Here is a 22,546-nt window from a genome sequence, read left to right as displayed (position 1 = left end):
CACCCCAGCCCTCCCCTTGAAAGGGAGGGAGCTACAGCAGTCATCGCCAAGTTTGCATGACCGCCGCGTAAGTCAAACTTTTTGAGTCCCCCGGCATAGCCGGGGGTTTACCTCACTGAATTAACCCAGTTTTGCGAGCTGCGCCCTGAGTTTTTCCAGCGTCGCGCCAAAGTTCGCCAGCCTTTCCTTTTCCTGCTCCACCACCGCAGCCGGGGCGCGGGCGACGAAGCTTTCGTTGCCGAGCTTGGCGTTGGCCTTGGCGATTTCCCCTTCCAGACGCGCGATTTCCTTGGACAGACGCGCCTGTTCGGCCTCCTTGTCCACCTCGATCTTGAGCATCAGGCGCACATCGCCCACCACCGCCACCGGTGCATCGGCCGCAGGCAGTTCCCCTGACACGATTTCAACCTCGGAAATTCTCGCCAGCGCCTGCAGGTAAGGCACCAGCGCAGCGATATCGCCCAGCGCGATCAGCGGCACCTTGAGCGCGGGAGAAAGGTTCATTTCGCCGCGCAAGCCACGACAGGCGTTGACCAACTCTTTGAGCAGGGCGACCTGGCTGCTGGCGGCCTCGCTGACGCTGGCCATGTCGGCAGCAGGGTAAGCCTGCAGCATGATGCTGGCGCCGCTTTTTCCGGCCAGGGGAGCCATTTTCTGCCACAGCTCTTCGGTGATGAAGGGAATGATCGGGTGCGCCATGCGCAGCGTGCTTTCCAGCACCCGCACCAGGGTGCGGCGCGTCGCCCGCTGCTGCGCTTCGTCGCCATTGGCGATCTGCACCTTGGCCAGTTCCACGTACCAGTCGCAGTATTCGTCCCAGACGAATTCGTAAACGGCACGCGCTGCCATGTCGAAACGGTAGGAATCGAATCCGTCGGCCACTTCCTTTTCCGCCTGCTGCAGGCGGCCGATGATCCATTGGTCGACATCGGAATATTGCAGCGGCAGCGCTTCGTCCTGGCCGCAGTCCTTGCCTTCGGTGTTCATCAGCACGAAGCGCGTAGCGTTCCACAGCTTGTTGCAGAAATTGCGGTAGCCGTCGCAGCGCTGCAGGTCGAACTTGATGTCGCGGCCATGGGACGCGAGGCTGGCGAAAGTGAAGCGGATGGCGTCGGTACCGAAAGAGGGAAAGCCGTCCGGAAAGTCCTTGCGCGTCTGCTTGGCGATGGACTCCGCCTGTTTGGGGTTCATCAGGCCGGTGGTACGTTTGGCGACCAGGGCTTCCAGCTCGATGCCGTCAATCAGGTCGATCGGGTCGATCACGTTGCCCTTGGATTTGGACATCTTGTGGCCGTGCATGTCGCGCACCAGGCCGTGCACGTAGACTTCCTTGAACGGCACCTGGCCGGTGAAGTGCTCCGACATCATGATCATGCGGGCGACCCAGAAGAAAATGATGTCGAAGCCGGTGACCAGCACGCTCGATGGCAGGAAGGTGGCAAGTTCGGGCGTCTTGTCCGGCCAGCCCAGCGTGGAAAACGGCCACAAGGCCGAGGAAAACCAGGTATCGAGCACATCCTCGTCCTGGCTCAGCGTTTTGCCGGGTCCCGCCTGTTTCTGCGCGTCTTCCAGGTTGCGCGCCACGTAGGCATTGCCGTCCTCGTCGTACCACGCCGGGATACGGTGCCCCCACCACAGCTGGCGCGAGATGCACCAGTCCTGGATGTTTTCCAGCCACTGGTTGTAGACGTGGGTCCAGTTGTCCGGCACGAACTTCACTTCGCCTTTTGCCACCAGCTCCAGGCCGCGTTTCGCCAGCCCGTCCATGGCCACATACCACTGGTCGGTGAGCATCGGCTCGATCACCACGTGGGTGCGGTCGCCGCGCGGCACCATCAGCTTGTGCGGCTTGGTCTCCACCAGCAGGCCTTGGGCTTCGAGATCGGCGACGATTTTCTTGCGCGCCTCATAGCGGTCCATGCCCTGGTATTCGGCTGGCGCCAGATCGTTTATTTTGGCGTCGAGGGTAAGAATGCTCAAAGGCTCGAGATGGTGGCGCAGGCCGACCTGGTAGTCGTTGAAATCGTGCGCCGGCGTGATCTTGACGCAGCCCGTGCCGAACGCCGGATCGACGTAATCGTCGGCGATGATCGGGATGCTGCGTTCGCACAGCGGCAGGCGCACGTGCTTGCCGACCAGGTGCTTGTAGCGCTCGTCTTCGGGATGCACGGCGACTGCCATGTCGCCCAATAACGTTTCCGGCCGGGTGGTGGCGACGATCAGCGCTTCGCTGCCGCCCTCGACCGGGTAACGGATATGCCACATGAAGCCGTCTTCCTCTTCGGAGATGACTTCCAGGTCGGACACCGCGGTCATCAGCACTGGGTCCCAGTTGACCAGGCGCTTGCCGCGATAGATCAGGCCTTGCTCGTGGAGTTTGACGAAGACTTCGGTCACCGATTTCGACAGCCCCTCGTCCATGGTGAAGCGCTCGCGCGACCAGTCGGCGGAAGCACCGAGGCGGCGCATCTGGCGGGTGATGGTCGAGCCGGACTCTTCCTTCCACGTCCACACCCGCTTGAGGAACTCGTCGCGCCCGAGGTCGTGGCGCGAAATGCCTTTTGCATCCAGCTGGCGCTCCACCACGATCTGGGTGGCGATGCCGGCGTGGTCGGTACCCGGTTGCCACAGGGTATTCTCGCCCTTCATGCGGTGATAGCGCACCAGGGTATCCATCAGGGTGTCCTGGAACGCGTGCCCCATGTGCAGAGTGCCGGTGACGTTGGGCGGCGGCAGCATGATGCAGTAGGCAGGCCGGTCGGCTTGCATCGCGGCCTTGAAGTAGCCGTTCGACTCCCACAATGGGTACCAGTGCGCCTCGATGGCGGCGGGTTCAAAACTTTTGGCGAGTTCCATGGATAAAACCGAGCAGGGAAAGGGCGGAATTATAACCCAACCGGGTAAGTTTATTCCGGGACGTCGCCGTGCTGGCCTTGCCGTAGCAATTCCGCCAATTGCTGCCGCAACTCTTGCGCCACCGCGTCGCGCACCATGCTTTCGAGTTCCATGGCGAATTCCTCGAGCACCACCGGAAGCGCTTTGTCCACGGCCTCGACGATGTGAGCAGGAAGCCGTTGCTCGAGCATTTCAAGTATCCGGCGATCCAACTGGTTCAGCGCTTCACTGCTGAGCGGCAACGCCTTCTCTTCCGGTTGCGAAGATTCAGGATGGCAAACCTCACTGGACGGAACATCCGCCGCCATGGCAGCTGACATGTCGTCAACGCTGGGGGGGACATCCCCTCCCGCGTATTGTTCCGCTTCATCCGTATACGACCACGGGGAATATTCCTGCAAGCTCGCGGGCGCCGGGGAAGCATATGGCCCCTGACTGTCAGCCTCGAAATCGGCAATTGGTACGGCCTCCAGCGCAACCTCAACCACCTCGGTCAGCACCGGGATGGCATCCACCGGTTCTTTCACCACCTCCGTCAGGACAGGGAAGTCCTCCGCAACAGAGCCCCGGGCAAGCGCATCATGATGTTTCTTCAGCAGCGCATCCATCTTGGCGAGGACGTCGTCGTGGACCAGGTTCCCGCTTTGCTGGCTCATGATGCGGCTTTGCCGGACTGGCTCATGTCGTGGGAGCGTATCTCGTAACCCCTGTCGCGGTAGAAGCGGAAGCGCTCGCGCGCCGCCTGGCGGTCCGTCTCGTCCTCCGTCACGATCTCGATGAGGCGCTGGAACCGACTGAAAAAGGCCGGCCGTTCACTGCCCAGGTTCAGCAATACCTGGTCATGCGTCAACTCGCCCGGATCGCAATCCACGATCACCGGCGTCACGGCCGCCAGCGGATCACGCGCACGGCAATGCGGCACAAAGGCGGTAGCGGGAGTCGTCCACAGCATCTGGTCCATCCTGGCCGCTTCACCTTCGTCCGCCGTCAGCACCAGCACGCGCAAGTCCTGCTCCAGCGCCTTGGCACTGAGCTTGCAGGCGAGCAGCCGCTTGTCCTGGACGTGGGTATAGAAGTCGATTTGGGTCATTAAAGGCAGCTATCAGCCGTCAGCGCTCAGCCTGTCGTGCGGTTGAGCAGGAAATGCACCAGTAGCGGCACCGGCCGGCCGGTGGCGCCCTTCTCCTTGCCCGACTTCCAGGCCGTGCCGGCGATATCCAGGTGCGCCCACTCGTAGTCCTTGGTGAAACGCGACAGGAAGCAGGCCGCCGTGATGGCGCCGCCGGCACGCCCGCCGATGTTGGCGATGTCGGCAAAGTTGCTTTTCAACTGCTCCTGGTACTCATCCCACAACGGCATGTGCCAGGCGCGATCGTAGGTGTATTCGCCGGCGTGCAGCAGTTCTCGCGCCAGCGGGTCGTGGTTGGCGAGCAGTCCGCTGGCCTGGTGACCGAGCGCGATGACGCAGGCACCGGTAAGCGTGGCGATATCCACCACCGCCGCGGGTTCGAACTTCGCAGCGTAAGTCAACGCATCGCACAGAATCAGGCGTCCTTCCGCATCGGTATTGAGGATTTCAATTGTCTGGCCCGACATCGAAGTGACGACATCGCCCGGTTTGTTGGCATTGCCGTCCGGCAGGTTCTCGCAGGTGGGAATGATGCCGACCACGTTGAGCGGCAGCTTCATTTCCGCGATCGCCCGGAACACGCCCAGCACGCTTGCCGCGCCGCACATGTCGTACTTCATTTCGTCCATCTCGGCAGCGGGCTTGAGCGAAATGCCACCAGCATCGAATGTGATGCCTTTGCCCACCAGCACCACCGGCTTCTGGTTTTTGGCCGCTCCGGCATACTGCAGCACGATGAGCTTGGGTGGCTGGCGGCTGCCCTTGGCGACGGACAGGAACGAGCCCATCTTGAGCGCCTCCATATCCTTCTGCTCCAGCACCTCGATTTTCAGCTGGTGCGTTTTGGCCAGTTCCTGCGCCTGCTCGGCGATGTAGGTCGGGGTGCAGATATTGCCGGGCAGGTTGGCGAGGTCCTTGGCCAGGTTCATGCCCTGGGCGATGGCCAGTCCCTGATTCAGGGCTGCTTCGCCGATTGACAGCTCGTTGCGGCGCGGCACGCTCAGCACCATTTTGCGCAATGGGCGGCGCTGCTCGTCCTGCTTGCTTTTGAGACGATCGAAGCGATACACGCTTTCCATCGCCACCATGACCGCCTGCTCCACTTTCCACGACAGTTCGCGCTTCTTCACCGGCACTTCGGTCAGGTACATGGCGGCCTCGGTCGCGCCGGTGGCATTCAATGCCTTGACCGCGGCCCCCACGGCTTCACGGTATTCCTTGTCCTTGAATTCGCGCTCCTTGCCCAGCCCCACCAGCAGCAACCGGTCGCACAGCGCGTTGGGAACATTATGCAAAAGCACCGTGCTGCCCAGCTTGCCGTCCATATCGCCGCGCCGCAGGATGTCGCTGATATAAAAGCCGGAAACGCGATCCATGAGATCGGCCGCGAGGGAAAGCTTGCGGTGTTCGAACACCCCTACCACCACACAGGCGGTACGCTGTTTTTCCGGGCTGCCGCTTTTTATGCTAAATTCCACGTGCTGCTCCTTATTCGTCCCACATTGACCAAATTTGAATTGGGTTCAATTATCCTCAGACCCAAGCAGGAAAGTCAAAGAAAACCCAAAATATGATTTTTCGCCGCGCTTTGTTGCATGAACTGTTTGGCAATGCAACCGCCGTATTTATCGTCCTCCTGGCAATCAGCATCACCACCCTGGTGATCCGGCTTCTCGGCCAGGCTGCAAGCGGCTCGCTGGCAAGCGAGGCGGTGGTGGCCTTTCTGGGCTTCAGCGCGCTCAATTACCTGCCGGTCCTGCTGTCGCTCACGCTGTTCATCGCCGTCCTGCTGACCCTGACCCGCAGCTATCGTGACAACGAAATGGTGGTTTGGTTCTGCTCCGGACTGAGCCTGACGGCGTTCATCAGGCCGGTCATGGCCTTTGCCATGCCGGTAGCGCTGATCGTGGCGGTATTAAGCCTGCTCCTCTCGCCCTGGGCACTAGAGAAACAGAATCAATACCGCGCGCAAATCGACAGCCGAGACGACGTGGCCGCAGTAGCTCCCGGGGTTTTCAAGGAGTCCAAGCATGCCGATCGCGTGTTTTTCGTGGAAAGTTTTGCCGGAACAAAAAATACGGTGCACAACATTTTCATGCAATCCACCGAGAACCAGAAACAGGGCGTGATGTTCGCCGAGCACGGCTACCAGAGCCAAGCCAGCAACGGCGACCGTTACCTGATGCTGCTCGACGGTCGACGCTACGAAGGATTGCCCGGATCGCCGGAATACAAGATCGTCGAATTCGAACGTTATGCAGTACGCATCGACCCCTATGAAGCGCACCTGGAAGCGCCGTCGGCAAAAGCCCTCTCCATTCTCGAACTGATACGCAACAAGACCCTCACCAACATCGCCGAATTGCAATGGCGCCTGTCACTGCCGCTGAGCGCCGTCTTGCTGGCGCTGATGGCCATCCCCCTGAGCTTCGTCAACCCGCGCGCCGGACGCTCCATGAATCTGATCATGGCCCTGGTGACATACCTCATCTACAACAACTGCATCAGCATCGCCCAAGCCTGGGTGGCGCAGGGGAAGCTGCATCCGGCACTGGGCGTATGGCTGGTACACGGCATTCTGGTTTTGCTGATCGGCGCACTGTTCTACCGCCGCCTGTTGCTGGCACCCTCGCTGTTCAACCTGTTGCGGCGGAAAACATGAGAATTCTGCATCGCTACCTGGCGCGAGAAATTTATGCCAGCACGGCATTCGTTTTTGCCGCGCTGCTCTCCCTGTTCGCCTTCTTCGACCTGATTCACGAACTGGGCGACCTGGGCAAAGGCAACTACCGCCTGCCGCAAATCATGGGCTTCGTCGCGCTCAACCTGCCCGGCCACGTCTACGAGCTTTTTCCGATTGCCGCCCTGATCGGCACGCTGTTCGCCCTGGCACAGCTTTCCGCCCATTCCGAATTCACCGTGATGCGGGTTTCCGGATTATCTACACAACGCTTCGCGCTGTCGTTGATGCAAACCGGCATGGTGTTTGTGCTGCTGACCCTGCTGTTTGGCGAACTGATCACACCGGGAGCCGAGCGCATGGCGGAACAGCTGCGGCTGAAAGCCACCAGTTCGGTGGTGGCGCAGGAATTTCGCTCCGGCCTGTGGCTGAAGGACGACAGGAGCTTCGTCAATGTGCGCGAAATTCTGCCGGACACCACCCTGCTGGGCGTGAAAATTTTCCAGTACGACAGTGGCTATCACTTGAAAATGGTCAGCTATTCCGATCGCGGCCACTATGAGACAGAGGGCCGATGGTTACTGGAAGACGTGACGCAAACCCACTTCGAAGGGGATCGCACCACGGTGGAAAAACTGCCGCAACTGGCCTGGAAATCGGTGCTGAATCCCGACATTCTTTCGGTGCTGCTGGTCGTGCCGGAACAGATGTCCGCCTGGAACCTGTACCAGTACGTGGTGCACTTGCGCGAAAACAAGCAGAAAACCATCCGCTATGAAATTGCGCTGTGGTCGAAACTGGCTTACCCGTTTGCCACGCTGGTGATGATGATTTTCGCCCTGCCCTTCGCCTATCATCAAACCCGCAGTGGCGGCATCGGCGGCAAGATATTTTTGGGGATCATGGTGGGCCTGTCTTTCCACCTGTTGAATCGGGTATTCGCCCACCTCGGCTTGCTCAACGACTGGCCGCCGCTATTCAGCGCATCCTTCCCCGCCATCGCCTTCCTCAGCATTGCGCTGGGGATGATCTGGTGGATGGAAAGACGATAGCTATCGGCTATCGTTTATCAGTCAGGATGATCTTTGTCTTGGCCAGTCTGTCGTGGAGGAACTGCTTGTCCCGATCGAACAAGGCCCACAGCACGCTGATGCCCGACAACACCCCGGGCACGGCGACAACGAAACGCAATATCGCCTGACGCAGGCTTACAGGTTGATCGGCGGCCCCGACCAGGCGCAGATGCCAGGTTTTCATCGCCAGAGTCTGGCCGCCGTGCAACCAGAACCAGATGAAATAGGCTGCCACCACACCCGTCAGGTAAAGCTGGAACGCCAGTTTAACCGGGCCCGAACTGGCGCCATGAGTCAGTCCGACAAAGATGAAGCCGGCCAGAAACAAGACTGCCAGCAACAACAGGCTTTCATAAAGCATGCTGGCAAGACGCCGCATGATTCCAGGAGGGGTGCAGTTTGCAGGAGACGGCGTCAAGGTATCAGGCGGAGAATTATTTGGCGGAGGGAACCGCAGGTGCGGGTGCAACCGGCTGAAGCGGCGCAAGGGGCACTGGCTGCGGAAGCGGCTGTGGAGCGCCCTCCTGCTGCGTCTTGAGCTGCCATTTGCGCTTCAGTTCCTGGCGCTTTTCGGGTGGCAACTGTTTGAACTGCTGATATTTCTTGCGCGCCTGCTCTCTCTGCTCGGGCGTGAGCGACTCCCAGTCCTTGAGGCGGGCCTGCACTCGTTGCTGCTCGCCGGGCATCATTTTCGGATAATGCTTGGCCACTCCCAGCAACTTGGAGCGCTGCTTTGACGTCATGCCATTCCAGTTCTGCGCGACAGGCGCGAGGACTTGCTGCTGCAGCGGCGACAGTTCAGTCCATTGCGGCGGCTTGGCGGCCGAATCCAGGGCGTTTGCCGCGGGGGAAAGCAGCAACAGCCAGAAAGCTAGTCCTGCGAGGATTGTTCTAGCCATGCGTCGAAGTCTGAGTCCAGGTAAGCGTGCACCGGCAAGTCAGCCGCCAGCAGGGTTGCGTCGACGTCATCAGCAAGATCGCCGTTCATGGTCTGCCAGTTGACGGCGATGAGCAACCCGACCAGCAGGGCCGCCAGGGACAGCCAGAAGCGGAGGGAAAAATGCCGTCCCTCGCCATGATGATGGCCGCTGCCGGCAGCGCCGGCCAAGCTCAGGCCGAACGCATGACGCGGTTTGGCGTGAAGCTCCAGGGCCTGCTGACGCGCAGCTTGCAGGCGCGCCAAGACCGAACGATCCAGCTGGTTCGTCCCGTAATTCAAATGTTGCGAAATCTTTTTCGCTATGTCCCGCTCGTTCATAGCTGAACTCCTTTTTTCTTCAGTATCGCGGCCAGCGCATGCGTCGCCCGGGAACAATGGGTCTTTACGCTGCCTTCCGAACACCCCATTGCCTCGGCCGTCTCGGCGACATCCATATCCTCCCAGTAACGCAGCAGGAAGGCTTCCCGTTGACGTGCCGGCAATTCTTTCAATGCATCTTCAATAACGGCGAGGGTTTGCTGCCGATCCAGCTGCTTCGAAGGGTTTTCGAAATAATTAGAGTCGCTTTCGACCTCGAGCGTTTCCAGCGGGTCCTGCTCGTCGCCATCGTGATTGGTCGAAAACGACGACATCAGGGTGGTCCACATGGCCCGCACCTTGTGGCGCCGGAAGTAGTCGCGGATGGCGTTCTGCAGAATGCGCTGGAACAGCAGGGGCAGCTCATCCGCCGGCCGATCGCCGTACTTTTCCGCCAGTTTCATCATGGCATCCTGCACGACGTCCAGCGCTGCGTGGTCGTCGCGCACGGCGAACGCGGCCTGCTTGAAGGCGCGTCGCTCCACTTGAACCAGAAAATCCGAAAGCTCCCGCTCGGTAGCCAGTTTTATCTTCCCCAAATATTTCGCTCAACCCGCATCATAACAAAAATCCTTGCGGCCCATCATCCACAAAGCATTCGCGCACTTGACCAAATCTGCCACAACCGTTACTGTTCGAGGTCTTTTTGTTAGTTTGTCTGGCAAGGGTTTTACATGGAATTAACGGGCGCAGAAATCACCGTACGCTGCCTGGCGGAAGAAGGCGTCGAATATGTGTTCGGCTACCCTGGCGGCGCGGTGCTCAACATCTACGACGCAATTTATCAACAGGACAAGTTCAAGCATGTCCTGGTGCGGCACGAGCAGGCGGCAGTGCATGCCGCCGACGGCTACGCCCGCGCTACCGGGCGCACCGGCGTGGCGCTGGTCACCTCCGGCCCGGGCGCGACCAATGCAGTCACCGGCATCGCCACGGCATACATGGACTCGATCCCGATGGTGGTGATCAGCGGCCAGGTGCCGACGCCCGCCATCGGCATGGATGCCTTCCAGGAAGTGGACACGGTCGGCATCACCCGTCCCTGCGTCAAACACAATTTCCTGGTGAAGGACATCCGGGATCTCGCCAGCACCATCAAGAAAGCCTTTTACATCGCCTCCACGGGACGACCGGGGCCGGTGCTGGTGGACATTCCCAAGGATGTCACCCAGTTCAAGACCGAATTCTCCTATCCAAAAAATGTCAGCATGCGCTCCTACAACCCCGTGACCAAGGGCCACGGCGGGCAGATCAAGCGCGCGGTGCAGATGCTGCTGGAAGCCAAACGGCCGATGATCTATGCCGGCGGCGGCGTGATCCTGTCCGATGCGGCGGAACAACTGACTGAACTGGCGCGTCTGCTCGGCTTCCCCTGCACCAATACCCTGATGGGCCTGGGTGGCTTCCCCGCCAGCGACCCGCTGTCGGTCGGCATGCTCGGCATGCACGGCACTTATGAAGCCAACATGGCAGTGCAGCACAGCGACGTGCTGGTGGCCATCGGCGCGCGCTTCGACGACCGCGTGATCGGCAGCCCTGAGCACTTCTACCAGGAAGAGCGCAAGATCATCCACATCGACATCGATCCTTCTTCCATTTCCAAGCGCGTCAGGGTGGACGTGCCCATCGTCGGCAACGTGCCTGAAGTGCTGACGGAAATGATCAAGCTGATCAAGGCCAGCAAGGAAAAGCCCGATCAGACCGCACTCAAGACCTGGCTCACGCAGATCGAGTTGTGGCGCTCGCGCGACTGCCTCAAATATGACCGTCACAGCGACATCATCAAGCCCCAGTTCGTACTGGAAAAGCTGCACGAAATCACCAGGGGCGATGCCTTCGTGACTTCCGATGTAGGCCAGCACCAGATGTGGGCGGCGCAATTCTACAAGTTCGACAAACCGCGGCGCTGGATCAATTCCGGCGGCCTGGGCACGATGGGCTTTGGCCTGCCCGCTGCGATGGGCGTGCAGCTAGCCCATCCTGGTGCAATGGTGGCGTGCGTCACCGGCGAAGGCAGCATCCAGATGAACATCCAGGAACTGGCGACCTGCAAGCAGTTCAATATTCCGCTCAAAATCATCCTGCTCAACAACCGTTATCTGGGCATGGTGAGACAGTGGCAGGAATTTTTCTACGGTGAACGCTACGCAGAATCCTATATGGACACCCTGCCGGATTTCGTCAAACTGGCAGAGGCTTACGGCCATCACGGGCGACGCATCGACAATCCCGCCGAAGTCGAAGACGCACTCAAATGGGCTTTCTCCGACGAGATGAAAGAGAAACTGGTATTCCTCGACTTCCGCACCGACCAGACCGAGAACGTCTATCCCATGATTCCCGGCGGCAAAGGCCTGTCCGAAATGATTCTGGTGTAAACATGAGACATATCATCTCCCTCCTGATGGAAAATGAAGCTGGTGCCCTGTCCCGCGTGGCAGGCCTGTTTTCGGCACGTGGCTACAATATCGAATCGCTCACCGTGGCCCCCACCGAGGACGCCACCCTGTCGCGCATGACCATCGTCACGCGCGGCTCGGATGAAGTCATCGAACAGATCACCAAACAACTCAACAAGCTGATCGACGTGGTCAAGGTGGTGGACCTCTCCGAAGCCGGCCATATCGAACGCGAACTGATGCTGGTCAAAGTGCGCGCCGAAGGCGAATGGCGCGAGGAAATGAAGCGCATGGCGGATATCTTCCGCGGACGCATCATCGACGTCACCGACAAAACCTACACCATCGAAATGACCGGTGCCGGATCGAAGCTCGACGCCTTTCTCGAAGCGCTGGACAAGAGCGCCATTCTGGAAACAGTGCGCACCGGTGCTTCCGGTATCGGTCGCGGCGACAGAATACTTAAATCGTGAGGGGTGAGGAGTGAGGCGTGAGGGAAAAACCCTGCTCCTTACTCCTTTCTCCTCACTCCTCACTAAGCAATGAAAGGAAAACCATGAAAGTTTATTACGACAAAGACGCCGACCTCTCCCTGATCAAAGGCAAGAAAGTGACCATCGTCGGCTACGGCTCGCAGGGCCACGCCCACGCCAACAACCTGAAGGATTCCGGCTGCAAAGTCACGATCGGCCTGCGCAAGGGCGGCGCCTCGTGGGACAAGGCTGAAAAGGCCGGCCACAAGGTGGAAGAAGTCGCCAAGGCAGTCAAGGGCGCCGATGTCGTCATGATCCTGGTACCGGACGAGCAGCAGCCCAGCGCCTACTACGGCGACGTCGAGCCGAACATCAAGAAAGGCGCAGCCCTGGCTTTCGCCCACGGCTTCAACATCCACTACAACCAGATCGTGCCGCGCGCCGACCTGGACGTGATCATGGTCGCCCCCAAGGGCCCCGGCCATACCGTGCGCTCCGAATACCTCAAGGGCGGCGGCGTGCCCTCCCTGATCGCGGTATACCAGGACAAGTCCGGCAAAGCCAAGGACATCGCTCTGTCCTACGCAGCAGCCAACGGCGGCACCAAGGGCGGCGTGATCGAAACCAACTTCCGTGAAGAGACGGAAACCGACCTGTTCGGCGAGCAAGCCGTGCTGTGCGGCGGCGCGGTGGAACTGGTGAAGGCAGGCTTCGAAACCCTGACCGAAGCCGGCTACGCCCCGGAAATGGCCTACTTCGAATGCCTGCACGAACTCAAGCTGATCGTCGACCTGATGTACGAAGGCGGCATCGCCAACATGAACTACTCCATCTCCAACAACGCTGAATACGGCGAATATGTCACCGGTCAGCGCGTGATTGGTGACCAGGCGCGTGCCGCGATGAAAGAAGCGCTGAAAAACATCCAGACTGGCGATTACGCCAAGCGCTTCATCCTGGAAGGCAAGACCAACTATCCGGAAATGACCGCGCGTCGCCGTCTCAACGCCGAGCACCCGATCGAAATCGTGGGCGCGCAACTGCGTTCCATGATGCCGTGGATCGCCAAGAACAAGCTGGTTGACCAGTCTAAAAACTAGTAAGTAGTTAGGGGTGAGGAGTGAGGGGTAGAACCTTCTCTCCTCACTCCTTACTCTTCACTCCTCACTAAAATCATGTGCATCGGCGTAGCCCCTCCAAAATTGAACAACTATCCTCACCCTATTATTGCGCGTGAAGGCTGGCCCTTCCTGGCCGCGTCTGTCATTGCCTCCCTCTTCGTGACGATCCTCTATGGCTGGCTGTGGGCCTTGCCGCTGTGGATCATCAGCCTGTTCGTACTGCAGTTTTTCCGCGACCCGGCACGCACCGTGCCGCAGGCGCCCAATATCGTGCTGTCCCCTGCCGATGGCAGGATCGTCGCCGTGGAACGTACCCATGACCATTACCTGCAACGCGACGCCCTGAAGATCAGCGTCTTCATGAACGTGTTCAACGTGCACTCCAACCGCAGCCCGGTTGACGGCACGGTGAAGGAAGTGTGGTACCACCCCGGCAAGTTCTTCAATGCCGACCTCGCCAAGGCCTCGCTGGAAAACGAGCGCAACGCGGTGTGGCTGCAAACCAAGGACGGCGCGGACGTCACCTCGGTGCAAGTCGCCGGTCTGATCGCACGCCGCATCCTGTGCTACGTGGTGCCCAGCGACGTGCTGGCGCGCGGCCAGCGCTACGGCTTCATCCGCTTCGGCTCGCGCGTGGACGTCTACCTGCCATTGACCGCACAGCCCAAGGTCAGCCTGGGTGACAAGGTCTACGCGGCGGAAACCGTGCTGGCCGAGCTCGCCTAGACCCTGATGCAGCAGACCAACCACAAGCCCCTGCTCGACCCCAAGCTGCGCCGCCGCGGCATCTACCTGCTGCCCAACCTGTTCACCACCGCGGCGCTGTTCGCCGGATTTTATTCCATCGTCCAGGCCATGAACGGCAGCTACGAAGCCGCCGCCATGGCGATTTTCATTGCCATGGTGATGGATGGGCTGGACGGCCGCGTGGCACGCCTGACGCGGACCCAGAGCGCTTTCGGCGCGGAATACGACTCGCTTTCCGATATGGTTTCCTTCGGCGTCGCGCCGGCCCTAGTGGTTTACGTCTGGGCGCTGAAAGGCATGGGCAAGCTCGGCTGGATCGCCGCTTTCGTCTATTGCGCCTGCGCCGCCTTGCGTCTGGCACGCTTCAACACCCAGCTCGAAGTGGCGGACAAGCGCTACTTCCAGGGGCTTCCCAGCCCCGCTGCCGCGGCTCTTATCGCCGGACTGGTATGGATCATGAACGACTACGGCATCAAGGGAACCGATATCCGCTGGGTGGTCTGGGGCGTCACCCTGTTCGCCGGCCTCACCATGGTGAGCAACATCCGCTACTACAGCGGCAAGGACATCAACCTGCGCCGCACCGTCCCCTTCACCATGGTGCTGGCGATCGTGCTCTTTTTCATCCTGATCTACCTCGGATCGGCACATGTCCTGTTCGCCGGATTCGTCCTGTATGCCCTGTCCGGCTACAGCGCCTGGGCATGGCAGCGCATCAGGCAGCGCCGGGTACGCAAGGCGGTACCGCCCGAAGTATGACGATCCCTGTTCAAGGGATTGAATATCCAGTAAAATCCTTTTCACGTGGGACGCAATCCGGTCGCGAACCACAGCGTTTATCAACCCATCTTTCCTTCAGAAAATTCCACGCCTGGACCGGCTCGTTGGCGTACCTACGACAGGCTGATCCAGGAGCAATAAAAACACATGACCTTTGAAGATCTTGGGCTACGCCCCGAAATTCTGCGCGCCGTCTCCGACCAGGGCTACACCGAACCGACCCCGATCCAGGCACAGGCCATCCCCGTGGTCCTGCAAGGCCGCGACATCATGGCCGGCGCCCAGACCGGCACCGGCAAGACCGCCGGTTTCACCCTGCCGCTGCTGCACCGCCTGGCCACGCATGCCAGCACCAGCACCTCGCCCGCCAAGCACCCGATTCGCGCCCTGATCCTCACCCCCACGCGCGAACTCGCGGCCCAGGTCGAGGAAAGCGTGCGCACCTATGGCAAATACCTGCCGCTCAAGGCCACCGTGATTTACGGCGGCGTCAACATGAATCCGCAGATTGATGCCTTGCGCGCCGGCGTGGACATCGTGGTGGCCACGCCCGGCCGCCTGCTGGACCACGTGCAGCAAAAGAGCATCAACCTCTCCAAAGTCGAATTCCTCGTGCTGGACGAAGCCGACCGCATGCTGGACATGGGCTTCCTGCCCGACTTGCGCCGCATCATGAGCCTGCTACCGGCGCAGCGCCAGAGTTTGCTGTTCTCGGCCACCTTCGCCGAGGAAATCAAGCGCCTGTCCGATTCCCTGCTGCGCGACCCGGTGCTGATCGAAGTGGCGGCCCGCAATACCGCCGCCGAAAACGTCACCCAGGTGGCGCATCCGGTGGAACAGGCGCGCAAGCGCGAACTGCTGTCCCACCTGATCAAAACCCAGGATTTGCGCCAAGTGCTGGTATTTGCCCGCACCAAGCACGGCGCCGACCGCCTTGCCCACCAGCTGGAGCGCGACGGCATACTGGCGGTGGCGATTCACGGCGACAAGAGCCAGCCGCAACGCACCAAGGCATTGTCCGACTTCAAGGAAGGCGCGGTACGGGTGCTGGTGGCGACCGACGTGGCGGCGCGCGGCATCGACATCGACCAGCTGCCCCACGTATTCAATTTCGAAATGCCCAATTCGCCGGAAGACTACGTGCACCGCATCGGGCGCACCGGCCGCGCCGGCAGCCAGGGCGACGCGATTTCACTGGTGAGCGAAGAGGAAATGCGCATGCTGGGCGAAATCGAACGCCTCATCAAGCGCGAGATCCCCAAGGTGGTCGTGGCGGGTTTCGAACCGGGCAGCACGCCCAGGAGCGAAGCGCCGTCGCGGGAACGCGGTCGTGAACGTACTCCCCCGCGCCGTCCTGAATTGCCGCCCGCCGCGGAACACCATGCCCAGCGCGCGCCGAGCGAAGGCGTACCCAAACCGGCGGCCAACAACCATCACCTCAAGCAACCCATGGGCCACGCCGCCTCTCACGGCAAGCGCCCGCAGCGGCAGGTGGCGGCACTGTTGGGCGGCCTGGGACGGAAAGGCGACTAGACCTCGACGAGCGTTGGCCCGGGAAAAACCAGGGCGCAACGCACCGGCTTGCCCGGAAACACGCTTTCCATGGCGCGCCGGTATTCGTTCATTTGCCCGCGATAGGGTGCGGCAAGCACATCCGGGTCATCCACCGCCCCGCCGCCGGTCTTGTAGTCGAGCACCCACACGCAGTCGGCGAACTCGACCAGGCGATCGATGCGGCGCACTTCCCCGTCCCCGCCTTGGTAGCCGAGTTCGTTCCAGGCCGCCTGATACTGCGCCCGATCGAAAAACCGCTGCAGCACCGGCGCCCGCAGCAGTTCGAGCGCTTCGGCCCAGAGCGGCGCAAACTCCGCTTCTTCGAGTCCGAGCCGGGCCTGTAGCGGCTCTTTCTGTTCCGGCAGGTCACGCCCCATGTCCACCCATTCCAGCAGCGCATGCAACTGGATACCATGATGGCGCGCGGGGTCGAGCCGGGAGAAAGGCTCCCGCCGCCCGGTCGGCGGCACCGGCAGGTTGTTTTGCTCGAGGGCAACGCTTGGCTTCTCCTCCATATCGAAGGCAGGCGGCACGGCGGCGGGCGAAAGTCCAACGCCGAGTCCGCTGTCCTGCAGACCGGCCTGGATTTTCTGGTACCAGCTTTCCCCGCCCTTGCCGCTCGTGCTGCCGCTCACGATCAGCGCCTGCTTGGCGCGCGTCATGGCGACGTAGAGCAGGTTGAGGTTCTCGCGCCGGGCGTGCGCCGCTTCCGCTTCCACGTAATGTTCGCGCGCCCGTGCCAGCTCCGCCTTGCGGCTTACCAGGGAGAAGTGGCGCGGCGCCACATCTTCCGGCGGCCAGTCGACCAAAATCCGGTACCCGCTTTCGTTGCGCGGCGCGGCGTTGGCGTCCAGCAGCCACACGATGGGCGCTTCCAGCCCCTTGGCGCCGTGCACGGTGAGTATGCGCAGCGCGTTGCCGCCGTCGCCGATCAGGCCCTCGTCCGGCGACTCCTGCTCCGGCGCGCGGCGCAGGGCCGCCACCTCGTCGATGAAACGCGCCAGACTGGGATAACGACCGCTGTCCATGTTGAGCGCCAGCTCGATGAAGGCATGCAAATTGGCCTGCACCGCGGCGACCATGGCTTGCGGCACGGCCATGCGATAGCGCTGCAGCACCTCGCCTTCGAAGTAGATGCGGTCGAGCAGGTCGTGCACCGGCAGGCGGTCCGCGATTTCCTGCCAGGCTGCGAGGCGTTCGAGCGCCAGCTTCAAGGGCGCAGTGAGCAGTTCCTCGGGCAGGGCCTTCAGGCGCTGCCACCAGCTGCTCTCCTCTCCGCGCGCCAGCCGCATCAGGTCGCTATCGTCGCAGCCGAACACGGGCGAGCGCAGCACCTGGGCCAGCTTAAGGTCGGCAAAAGGCGTCACGAGAAACTCCAGCAAGGCCGCCAGATCGCTGCATTCCAGCGTGTCCAGCAGGCCGCCCTGGCGCGAGCTGAGATAGGGGATGCGCGCCGCGCGCAGAGCGCGTTCGTAAGTGGCGAGCCAGGTCCGGCTCCGGACCAGCAGCATGATGTCGCGGTAGTCCGCGGGGCGCGGCCCGCGCTTCTCGTCATCCACCTGCCAGCGGCCGACGATGGCGGTGATTTTCTCCGCGAGCTGGGCCGCCTCCTGCTCGTGGCGCACGTCCTCGTCTTCCTGACGCGCCTGCTGGAGCGGATTGCGCAACATCGGCACGGTGTCGTCGGCGCCCTCTTCTTCGGCCTGGGCTGGTTTCTCCGCCAGCGGCAGCAGCGCGACGGCGCCCTCCTGCGTGTCGTGGTGCCAGCCATGCTCGCGAAAACCCGCGAAGTCCGGCTGCGCGGCGAACACCCGGTTCACCGCCTGGATGACCGCCGGCGCGCTGCGCCGCGAGCGGTCCTGTTCCAGCCGGGCGGCAGCGAAATCGCGCATCAGGCTCGCGGCGGCGATCTGGAACAGGCGCGGTTCGGCGCGGCGGAAGCGGTAGATCGACTGCTTGGGGTCGCCCACGAGGAACACGCTGGGGCGGCTGCCCACCGCGCCGTAAGCGCCCAGCCAGGCCTGCATCACCTGCCACTGCAGGGGGTTGGTGTCCTGGAACTCGTCCAGCAGGATATGGCTGTAGCGGCTGTCCAGCTTGTACTGCATGTACTCGGCGTAATCGCTGCGGCTCAGCAGCTGGAACACGCGCCATTCGACATCGGCGAAATCCAGCATCTGGCGCGCTTCCTTGAGACGCTGGTAGGCGTCGAGCAGCGCCGCGCCGCAGCGCAGGCCGATGCAATTGAAGCGGTACACGGCCTGGGCGGTGAGGCGGTCGCGGGCTTCATACAGCAGGTCGCACATCATCTGGTGCAATTCGATCAGGCGCGCTTCGCCATGCGCGCCCAGCCGCTTGGCCTGGGTTGGCGAAGAGGCGCGAACGCGCGGCGTACCGCTCTTGGTGAAGTACACCGGGCACAGCGTGGCGAAACGCTGGTCAAGATCCTTCAACGCCAGCGCATCCACCAGTTGGGCCGCGAGTTTCTGGTCGGTCGCGGTGTTCTTCCCCAGGAGCTGCGCGTATTCGCTGTGCCATTCGGCCAACACGGGGTCCTGCTGCATTTCCGCCAGCACGTCCTGTTCCGGATCGACGTCCAGTTCGCGGCGCAAGCGTTCCAGGGCATAGGCCAGGGGATCGGCCTGCCCTGCGGTGTAAGCCCACCACTCCGCGCGCTTGGCGACGAACCCCAGCAGCAGGGCGCGGGTATTGAACAGCCCATGGCCGCGGAACAGCTCCTGCAGAGCGCTGGCGGTCGGGTCTTCCTCTTGCTCGGCGAGGTCCTCGGCAAAACTCTGCCACGCCTCTTCCAGCAAGGCCGAGGTCTGGTCGAGCAGGGAAAAATTGCCCACCGCGCCGCCTTCGAGCGGCGCCTTTTGCAGCAGCTGCAGGAACCAGCCGTGGAAAGTGTTGATGGTGAGTGTCGGCTCGGCAGTCAGCACGCGTTCCAGCAGGTTGCGCGCGTGCGGCAGCAATTGTTCGATTTCGCTGTCCGACAAGGCACGCTGGCGCAGAAATTCGCGTGCCTCATCTTCCGGCTGCAGGGCCAGCAGGCGCAGCCACTCCAGCAGGCGCGCCTGCATCTCCTGGGCGGCCTTGCGCGTGAAAGTGATGGCGAGGATTTCGCCCGGCTCGGCACCCGCCAGCAGCAGGCGCAGGATGCGCGACACCAGCAGCCAGGTCTTGCCGCTGCCGGCGCAGGCTTCGATCACCACCGAGCGCTCGGGATTCAGTGCGGTGTGGTAGTCGAATTCATGCATTCCAGTAGTCCTTGCGGCACAGGCCGCGCATTTCGCAGTATTCGCAGGCCTGGGATATGCCCTGGGCAGGGAGCGAAGCGCCGCGGTACAGCGCATCGAACATGTCGCGCAGACGCACGCGGTTGGCCTGCGCCAGCACGGCGATGTCCTCGGCCGCCTCGACCTGACCCACGTCCTCCTCGTCCACCGCCACGAACGCGGCCTGCTGCGGCATTTCTCCCAGCAACAGGGCGTAACAGGGCAGCTGAACGTCCTCGCCGGCTTGCTTGAGCTTTTTCTTCAGCCCCTCGGCGTTCTGCGTCTTGTAGTCGAGCACCGCGAGCGCGGCGCCTTTACTGTCCACCCGGTCCAGCCGACCGCGCAGCCTGAGCTGCCGTTCGCCAGCCAGGGGAATGTCCAGCGTGCGCTCCACTTCCCCTTCCTGCCAGCGCCACCCTTCCAGCTCCCGCGCCAGCTGCCAGGCGATATAGCCGGGTATGGACGCGTCCCAGCGCAAGGCCCAAGCATGGCTGACGAAATCCGCCTCGATGGCGCGGGTGAATACTTCCTTGCTGATGTCGCGCAACACCTGCTGCAACACGGCGGTATCCTGGCCACTCAGAATCGGATAGACGAGGTGGAAACGGTGCAGGATGTCGTGCACGTACTCGCCGTAATCGCGCTTTTCCAGCGCGGTGGACACCTCGTCCAGTTCGTTCAGGCGCAGGGCGTGACGCGCGTAGAACTGGTAGGGACAAGCCACCAGGCTGTTGTAACCGCTGGCGGAAATGGTGGCAGGAACAAGCTGCTCAGGCAGCACCGGGGCAGGGTGCGCAGCGAGAACTGCAGGCTGAAAGCTGATGGCTGGAGGCTGAAAGCCAGAATCCTTCAAGCCTTCTCCATAAGCCAGCACATGGAAAATTTCCAGGCGCTCGAACCACGGGCTGAGCGGATTGGGCTCGCCGTTCTTGCGCGCCTGCCAGGTCACCCACACCTCCGGGCAGGCAACCAGCAGCGACGCCAGATTCTGCCGCTCGGTTTCCAATGCGGCGCGACGATCGGGCAAGCCGAGCTGTGCTCTGACGGCCTGGTTGAAGAATACGCTCTCGCGCCCCCGCCCCGGCAAATGGGCCGCATCGGCGCCGGCGATGACCACTCCGTCGAAGCGGCGCAGGCGACAGGCCGCGAGGTGGGTGAACACCACCGGGCTGGTGATGCTGGCGTCGCGAAAAACCGCCTCTTCCAGTTGCTGGTTCAGCCATTGCCGCCATTCGGAATAGCTGAATGCAGTGGCGTCCTGGGCCAGTTCGAGATGCAGGCGCTCGAGCAACTGGAGCAACTGGTCCCCGGCCAGGTCGCGCTGCAGCCCCCCACGAATCTGCAAGACATCCAGGCTCGCCAGCAAGCCTTGCTGCCACTCGGCCAGCGAGCGCCTTTTGCGTTTTTCGAGCAGCTTTTGCGCCTCGCCCAGGGCATCGAGCAACTCGACGACTTCCGCCTCGTCCCCGGCCAGCGCGCGGTAGCGCATCAGGTGCGACACCACGCTGTGCTTGCGGATCAGCTGTTCCAGGCGGTACACCCCATGGCGCCGCCGTGCCGGTTCCCAGGCGGTGAAGATGAACGGGGATTTGAGCAGATCGAGCAAATCCTGGTAATGGAAGCGGCTGTCCAGGTTGTCCAGCCAGCGCATCACCACCGTGCTGGCGCTGGTGGTGGAAAGGGTCCAGCCGGTTTCGTCGGTCACCAGCACCGCCGCCCGCTCCAGCAGGGCACGCGCGCGCCGCGCCACGAGCCGGTCCTGGACCACCACGGCGATGGCCGTCTTGCCTTGCGCCAGCCACTGGCCGACGCGGAAGGCGACTGTCTCGGCTTCCTGTTCCAGGCTGTTGGCGCCGCACAGGCAAAGCCGTTCATGCCGTCCGGACAAGGGACTGGTTGAGGCAATATCGCGGAAAGCGCTCGCGCGGTCGTGCAAGTGTTCACTTTGCCCCGACTCGCCCCAGGCGGCAGACAGCAGGCCCGTCAAACCGGCGGGATCGGCTTCAATCGCAGCGACCGAAAAATGGCGCACCGGGCAAGAACGGGCATAAAGCGCGAAAAAGGCCGACTCCATCGGGACGAGGTCGTTGAGCCCCACGGTGTACAGCGGCGCAGCTGCCATATCGGCCAACTGCGCCAGCTGCAGGTGATAGAGCGTGGCATCGTCCAGCGCCCCCTCCCCCCTGGCGGACATGGCGTGCCACAGCTCATGCACCAGCCGGGCCTCGAATTGCAGCGGGAGCCCGCTGCGCGCCCGGTAGGCCTGTTCCAGCAGATGTACGAACGCTTCATAAGTGGATGGAAGCGCTACCTGGCTCAAGGTGATTTCGTCGAACAGGCGCAACAGCTCGGCGCTGACGTGCCACAAATCACCCTCGCGAAACCAGTCCTTGTCGCGCAAGGCCCGGTAGATCATCGCCTGACGGCGGCTGACGGGCAGGCGTGCCCGGCCCGTGTCCTGTTGCTCCGCGAGGCTCCGCAGGGTGGCGAAGCGCGGCAGGAGCAAGGTGTCCACCCCGGCCGTGTCGCGCAATATGCGGCCGAATTCCGCGGCGGCATGGAGATTGGGCAGCAGCACGGTCACGCCGCTCAGGTTGGGCAGGCGGGCGCGCTCGAGGGCGACGATTTCGCGCGCAGCGGCGCTGAGCAACGGGTCCGCAGCGGAAGGACGAAGCGCGTTGCCGCTCATTTCAGCACGAATCGCATGCCTAACATGCCGCTCGCGGCAAGCGCCGCGCCGACAGCAAAATTCAGCCAGAACGGCCAATGGCTGCGGGATTCGAACAGGAAGGGCAGGAAGAACAGCAGCGACGGCGGAACCAAGTAGAAAATGTCGCGCGCGAAGGCACTCACCCGCGCCGCGTCGCGCGTGTCCCAATACAGCCATGCCATGGCCAGCATCGACGTCAGCGGCAGCGAAACGATCACCGCACCCCAGAAGGGAGAGCGCTTCGCCGCTTCCGCCGCCGCTAATAGAACCGCTACGCTGATTAATATTTTTAGCACCAGCATCAATGCTTCCCTTACTTGGTATTTTTGGTTAGCATAGCGTTTATCCCTGTTCTTGACCACCGAACAACAGACGCCATCCCAATCAGGCATCAACAAAAATCCCTTTCA

The 22,546-nt window shown here is 62.0% G+C and carries 19 protein-coding genes; 8 read left to right on the top strand and 11 right to left on the bottom strand.

Translation table 11 applies throughout. From position 1 onward, the window contains the following. Positions 1-120 precede the first annotated feature (120 nt). Genes SKTS_RS06385 through SKTS_RS06370 form a run of 4 tightly spaced genes read right to left on the bottom strand, consistent with a single transcriptional unit; the run spans position 121 to position 5,502 of the window. Positions 121-2,856 (bottom strand): valine--tRNA ligase, encoded by a 2,736-nt coding sequence (locus tag SKTS_RS06385; RefSeq protein WP_173061958.1) that lies wholly within the window; start codon positions 2,854-2,856, stop codon positions 121-123. Positions 2,857-2,906: 50 nt separating this feature from the next. Further along, the gene (locus tag SKTS_RS06380; protein ID WP_173061955.1) at positions 2,907-3,551 is read right to left on the bottom strand and encodes a hypothetical protein; all 645 of its coding nucleotides are present in this window, start codon (positions 3,549-3,551) and stop codon (positions 2,907-2,909) included. Continuing rightward, complete coding sequence (locus SKTS_RS06375; protein WP_173061952.1) at positions 3,548-3,985, bottom strand: DNA polymerase III subunit chi; 438 nt, start codon at positions 3,983-3,985, stop codon at positions 3,548-3,550. The genes SKTS_RS06380 and SKTS_RS06375 overlap by 4 nt, the downstream gene beginning before the upstream one ends. Before the next feature lie 26 nt (positions 3,986-4,011). After that, a complete protein-coding gene (locus SKTS_RS06370; RefSeq protein ID WP_173061949.1) occupies positions 4,012-5,502 on the bottom strand; it encodes a leucyl aminopeptidase in 1,491 nt (496 codons plus the stop codon). Positions 5,503-5,594: 92 nt separating this feature from the next. On the opposite strand from SKTS_RS06370, the gene lptF reads away from it, so the two are divergent. Next, positions 5,595-6,686 carry an LPS export ABC transporter permease LptF gene (gene lptF, locus SKTS_RS06365; protein ID WP_173061946.1) on the top strand — a complete coding sequence of 364 codons (1,092 nt, stop codon included), beginning with the start codon at positions 5,595-5,597 and terminating at the stop codon, positions 6,684-6,686. Further along, the gene (gene lptG / locus SKTS_RS06360; RefSeq protein WP_173061943.1) at positions 6,683-7,756 is read left to right on the top strand and encodes an LPS export ABC transporter permease LptG; all 1,074 of its coding nucleotides are present in this window, start codon (positions 6,683-6,685) and stop codon (positions 7,754-7,756) included. Before lptF ends, lptG begins: the two co-directional genes overlap by 4 nt. A gap of 7 nt (positions 7,757-7,763) precedes the next feature. On the opposite strand, the gene SKTS_RS06355 is transcribed toward lptG, so the two are convergent. Genes SKTS_RS06355 through SKTS_RS06340 form a run of 4 tightly spaced genes read right to left on the bottom strand, consistent with a single transcriptional unit; the run spans position 7,764 to position 9,598 of the window. Further along, positions 7,764-8,156 carry an RDD family protein gene (locus SKTS_RS06355; RefSeq protein WP_173061940.1) on the bottom strand — a complete coding sequence of 131 codons (393 nt, stop codon included), beginning with the start codon at positions 8,154-8,156 and terminating at the stop codon, positions 7,764-7,766. A gap of 55 nt (positions 8,157-8,211) precedes the next feature. Next, on the bottom strand, positions 8,212-8,676 hold the full coding sequence (locus SKTS_RS06350; RefSeq protein WP_173061937.1) for a DUF3106 domain-containing protein: 465 nt from the start codon (positions 8,674-8,676) through the stop codon (positions 8,212-8,214). Then, on the bottom strand, positions 8,649-9,035 hold the full coding sequence (locus tag SKTS_RS06345; RefSeq protein WP_173061935.1) for a DUF3619 family protein: 387 nt from the start codon (positions 9,033-9,035) through the stop codon (positions 8,649-8,651). Before SKTS_RS06345 ends, SKTS_RS06350 begins: the two co-directional genes overlap by 28 nt. Next, on the bottom strand, positions 9,032-9,598 hold the full coding sequence (locus SKTS_RS06340; protein WP_173069002.1) for an RNA polymerase sigma factor: 567 nt from the start codon (positions 9,596-9,598) through the stop codon (positions 9,032-9,034). The genes SKTS_RS06345 and SKTS_RS06340 overlap by 4 nt, the downstream gene beginning before the upstream one ends. A 150-nt stretch (positions 9,599-9,748) precedes the next feature. On the opposite strand from SKTS_RS06340, the gene SKTS_RS06335 reads away from it, so the two are divergent. The 6 genes from SKTS_RS06335 (at position 9,749) to SKTS_RS06310 (ending at position 16,127) form a co-directional block, all read left to right on the top strand. Next, the gene (locus SKTS_RS06335) at positions 9,749-11,452 is read left to right on the top strand and encodes an acetolactate synthase 3 catalytic subunit (protein WP_173061931.1); all 1,704 of its coding nucleotides are present in this window, start codon (positions 9,749-9,751) and stop codon (positions 11,450-11,452) included. A gap of 2 nt (positions 11,453-11,454) precedes the next feature. Continuing rightward, a complete protein-coding gene (ilvN, locus tag SKTS_RS06330; protein ID WP_173061928.1) occupies positions 11,455-11,946 on the top strand; it encodes an acetolactate synthase small subunit in 492 nt (163 codons plus the stop codon). A gap of 83 nt (positions 11,947-12,029) precedes the next feature. Beyond that, entirely contained in the window at positions 12,030-13,046 is a 1,017-nt protein-coding gene (ilvC, locus tag SKTS_RS06325; RefSeq protein ID WP_173061925.1) for a ketol-acid reductoisomerase, read from the top strand. Positions 13,047-13,148: 102 nt separating this feature from the next. Next, the gene (locus SKTS_RS06320; RefSeq protein WP_173061922.1) at positions 13,149-13,793 is read left to right on the top strand and encodes a phosphatidylserine decarboxylase; all 645 of its coding nucleotides are present in this window, start codon (positions 13,149-13,151) and stop codon (positions 13,791-13,793) included. Between the two features lie 6 nt (positions 13,794-13,799). Then, the gene (pssA, locus tag SKTS_RS06315) at positions 13,800-14,573 is read left to right on the top strand and encodes a CDP-diacylglycerol--serine O-phosphatidyltransferase (RefSeq protein ID WP_173061919.1); all 774 of its coding nucleotides are present in this window, start codon (positions 13,800-13,802) and stop codon (positions 14,571-14,573) included. Between the two features lie 168 nt (positions 14,574-14,741). Beyond that, positions 14,742-16,127 (top strand): DEAD/DEAH box helicase, encoded by a 1,386-nt coding sequence (locus SKTS_RS06310; protein WP_173061916.1) that lies wholly within the window; start codon positions 14,742-14,744, stop codon positions 16,125-16,127. On the opposite strand, the gene SKTS_RS06305 is transcribed toward SKTS_RS06310, so the two are convergent. Genes SKTS_RS06305 through SKTS_RS06295 form a run of 3 tightly spaced genes read right to left on the bottom strand, consistent with a single transcriptional unit; the run spans position 16,124 to position 22,528 of the window. Further along, on the bottom strand, positions 16,124-19,408 hold the full coding sequence (locus SKTS_RS06305) for a UvrD-helicase domain-containing protein (RefSeq protein ID WP_188200238.1): 3,285 nt from the start codon (positions 19,406-19,408) through the stop codon (positions 16,124-16,126). The two genes, SKTS_RS06310 and SKTS_RS06305, sit on opposite strands and share 4 nt — an antisense overlap. Then, the gene (locus tag SKTS_RS06300; protein WP_173061910.1) at positions 19,401-22,115 is read right to left on the bottom strand and encodes a PD-(D/E)XK nuclease family protein; all 2,715 of its coding nucleotides are present in this window, start codon (positions 22,113-22,115) and stop codon (positions 19,401-19,403) included. Before SKTS_RS06300 ends, SKTS_RS06305 begins: the two co-directional genes overlap by 8 nt. Further along, positions 22,112-22,528 carry a DUF3147 family protein gene (locus SKTS_RS06295; protein WP_173061907.1) on the bottom strand — a complete coding sequence of 139 codons (417 nt, stop codon included), beginning with the start codon at positions 22,526-22,528 and terminating at the stop codon, positions 22,112-22,114. Before SKTS_RS06295 ends, SKTS_RS06300 begins: the two co-directional genes overlap by 4 nt. Positions 22,529-22,546 lie beyond the last annotated feature (18 nt).

The organism is Sulfurimicrobium lacus, assembly GCF_011764585.1.
Lineage (GTDB): Bacteria > Pseudomonadota > Gammaproteobacteria > Burkholderiales > Sulfuricellaceae > Sulfurimicrobium > Sulfurimicrobium lacus.
The sequence above is the reverse complement of the archived record's forward strand: the minus strand, read 5'-3'. Positions and strand labels throughout refer to the sequence as shown.

Coding starts and splice junctions, on each gene's coding strand:
- SKTS_RS06385 (WP_173061958.1), bottom strand. CDS start 2,856: ATGGAACTCGCCAAAAGTTTTGAACCCGCCGCCATCGAGGCGCACTGG.
- SKTS_RS06380 (WP_173061955.1), bottom strand. CDS start 3,551: ATGAGCCAGCAAAGCGGGAACCTGGTCCACGACGACGTCCTCGCCAAG.
- SKTS_RS06375 (WP_173061952.1), bottom strand. CDS start 3,985: ATGACCCAAATCGACTTCTATACCCACGTCCAGGACAAGCGGCTGCTC.
- lptF (WP_173061946.1), top strand. CDS start 5,595: ATGATTTTTCGCCGCGCTTTGTTGCATGAACTGTTTGGCAATGCAACC.
- lptG (WP_173061943.1), top strand. CDS start 6,683: ATGAGAATTCTGCATCGCTACCTGGCGCGAGAAATTTATGCCAGCACG.
- SKTS_RS06355 (WP_173061940.1), bottom strand. CDS start 8,156: ATGCGGCGTCTTGCCAGCATGCTTTATGAAAGCCTGTTGTTGCTGGCA.
- SKTS_RS06350 (WP_173061937.1), bottom strand. CDS start 8,676: ATGGCTAGAACAATCCTCGCAGGACTAGCTTTCTGGCTGTTGCTGCTT.
- SKTS_RS06345 (WP_173061935.1), bottom strand. CDS start 9,035: ATGAACGAGCGGGACATAGCGAAAAAGATTTCGCAACATTTGAATTAC.
- SKTS_RS06335 (WP_173061931.1), top strand. CDS start 9,749: ATGGAATTAACGGGCGCAGAAATCACCGTACGCTGCCTGGCGGAAGAA.
- ilvN (WP_173061928.1), top strand. CDS start 11,455: ATGAGACATATCATCTCCCTCCTGATGGAAAATGAAGCTGGTGCCCTG.
- ilvC (WP_173061925.1), top strand. CDS start 12,030: ATGAAAGTTTATTACGACAAAGACGCCGACCTCTCCCTGATCAAAGGC.
- pssA (WP_173061919.1), top strand. CDS start 13,800: ATGCAGCAGACCAACCACAAGCCCCTGCTCGACCCCAAGCTGCGCCGC.
- SKTS_RS06310 (WP_173061916.1), top strand. CDS start 14,742: ATGACCTTTGAAGATCTTGGGCTACGCCCCGAAATTCTGCGCGCCGTC.
- SKTS_RS06305 (WP_188200238.1), bottom strand. CDS start 19,408: ATGCATGAATTCGACTACCACACCGCACTGAATCCCGAGCGCTCGGTG.
- SKTS_RS06300 (WP_173061910.1), bottom strand. CDS start 22,115: ATGAGCGGCAACGCGCTTCGTCCTTCCGCTGCGGACCCGTTGCTCAGC.
- SKTS_RS06295 (WP_173061907.1), bottom strand. CDS start 22,528: ATGCCTGATTGGGATGGCGTCTGTTGTTCGGTGGTCAAGAACAGGGAT.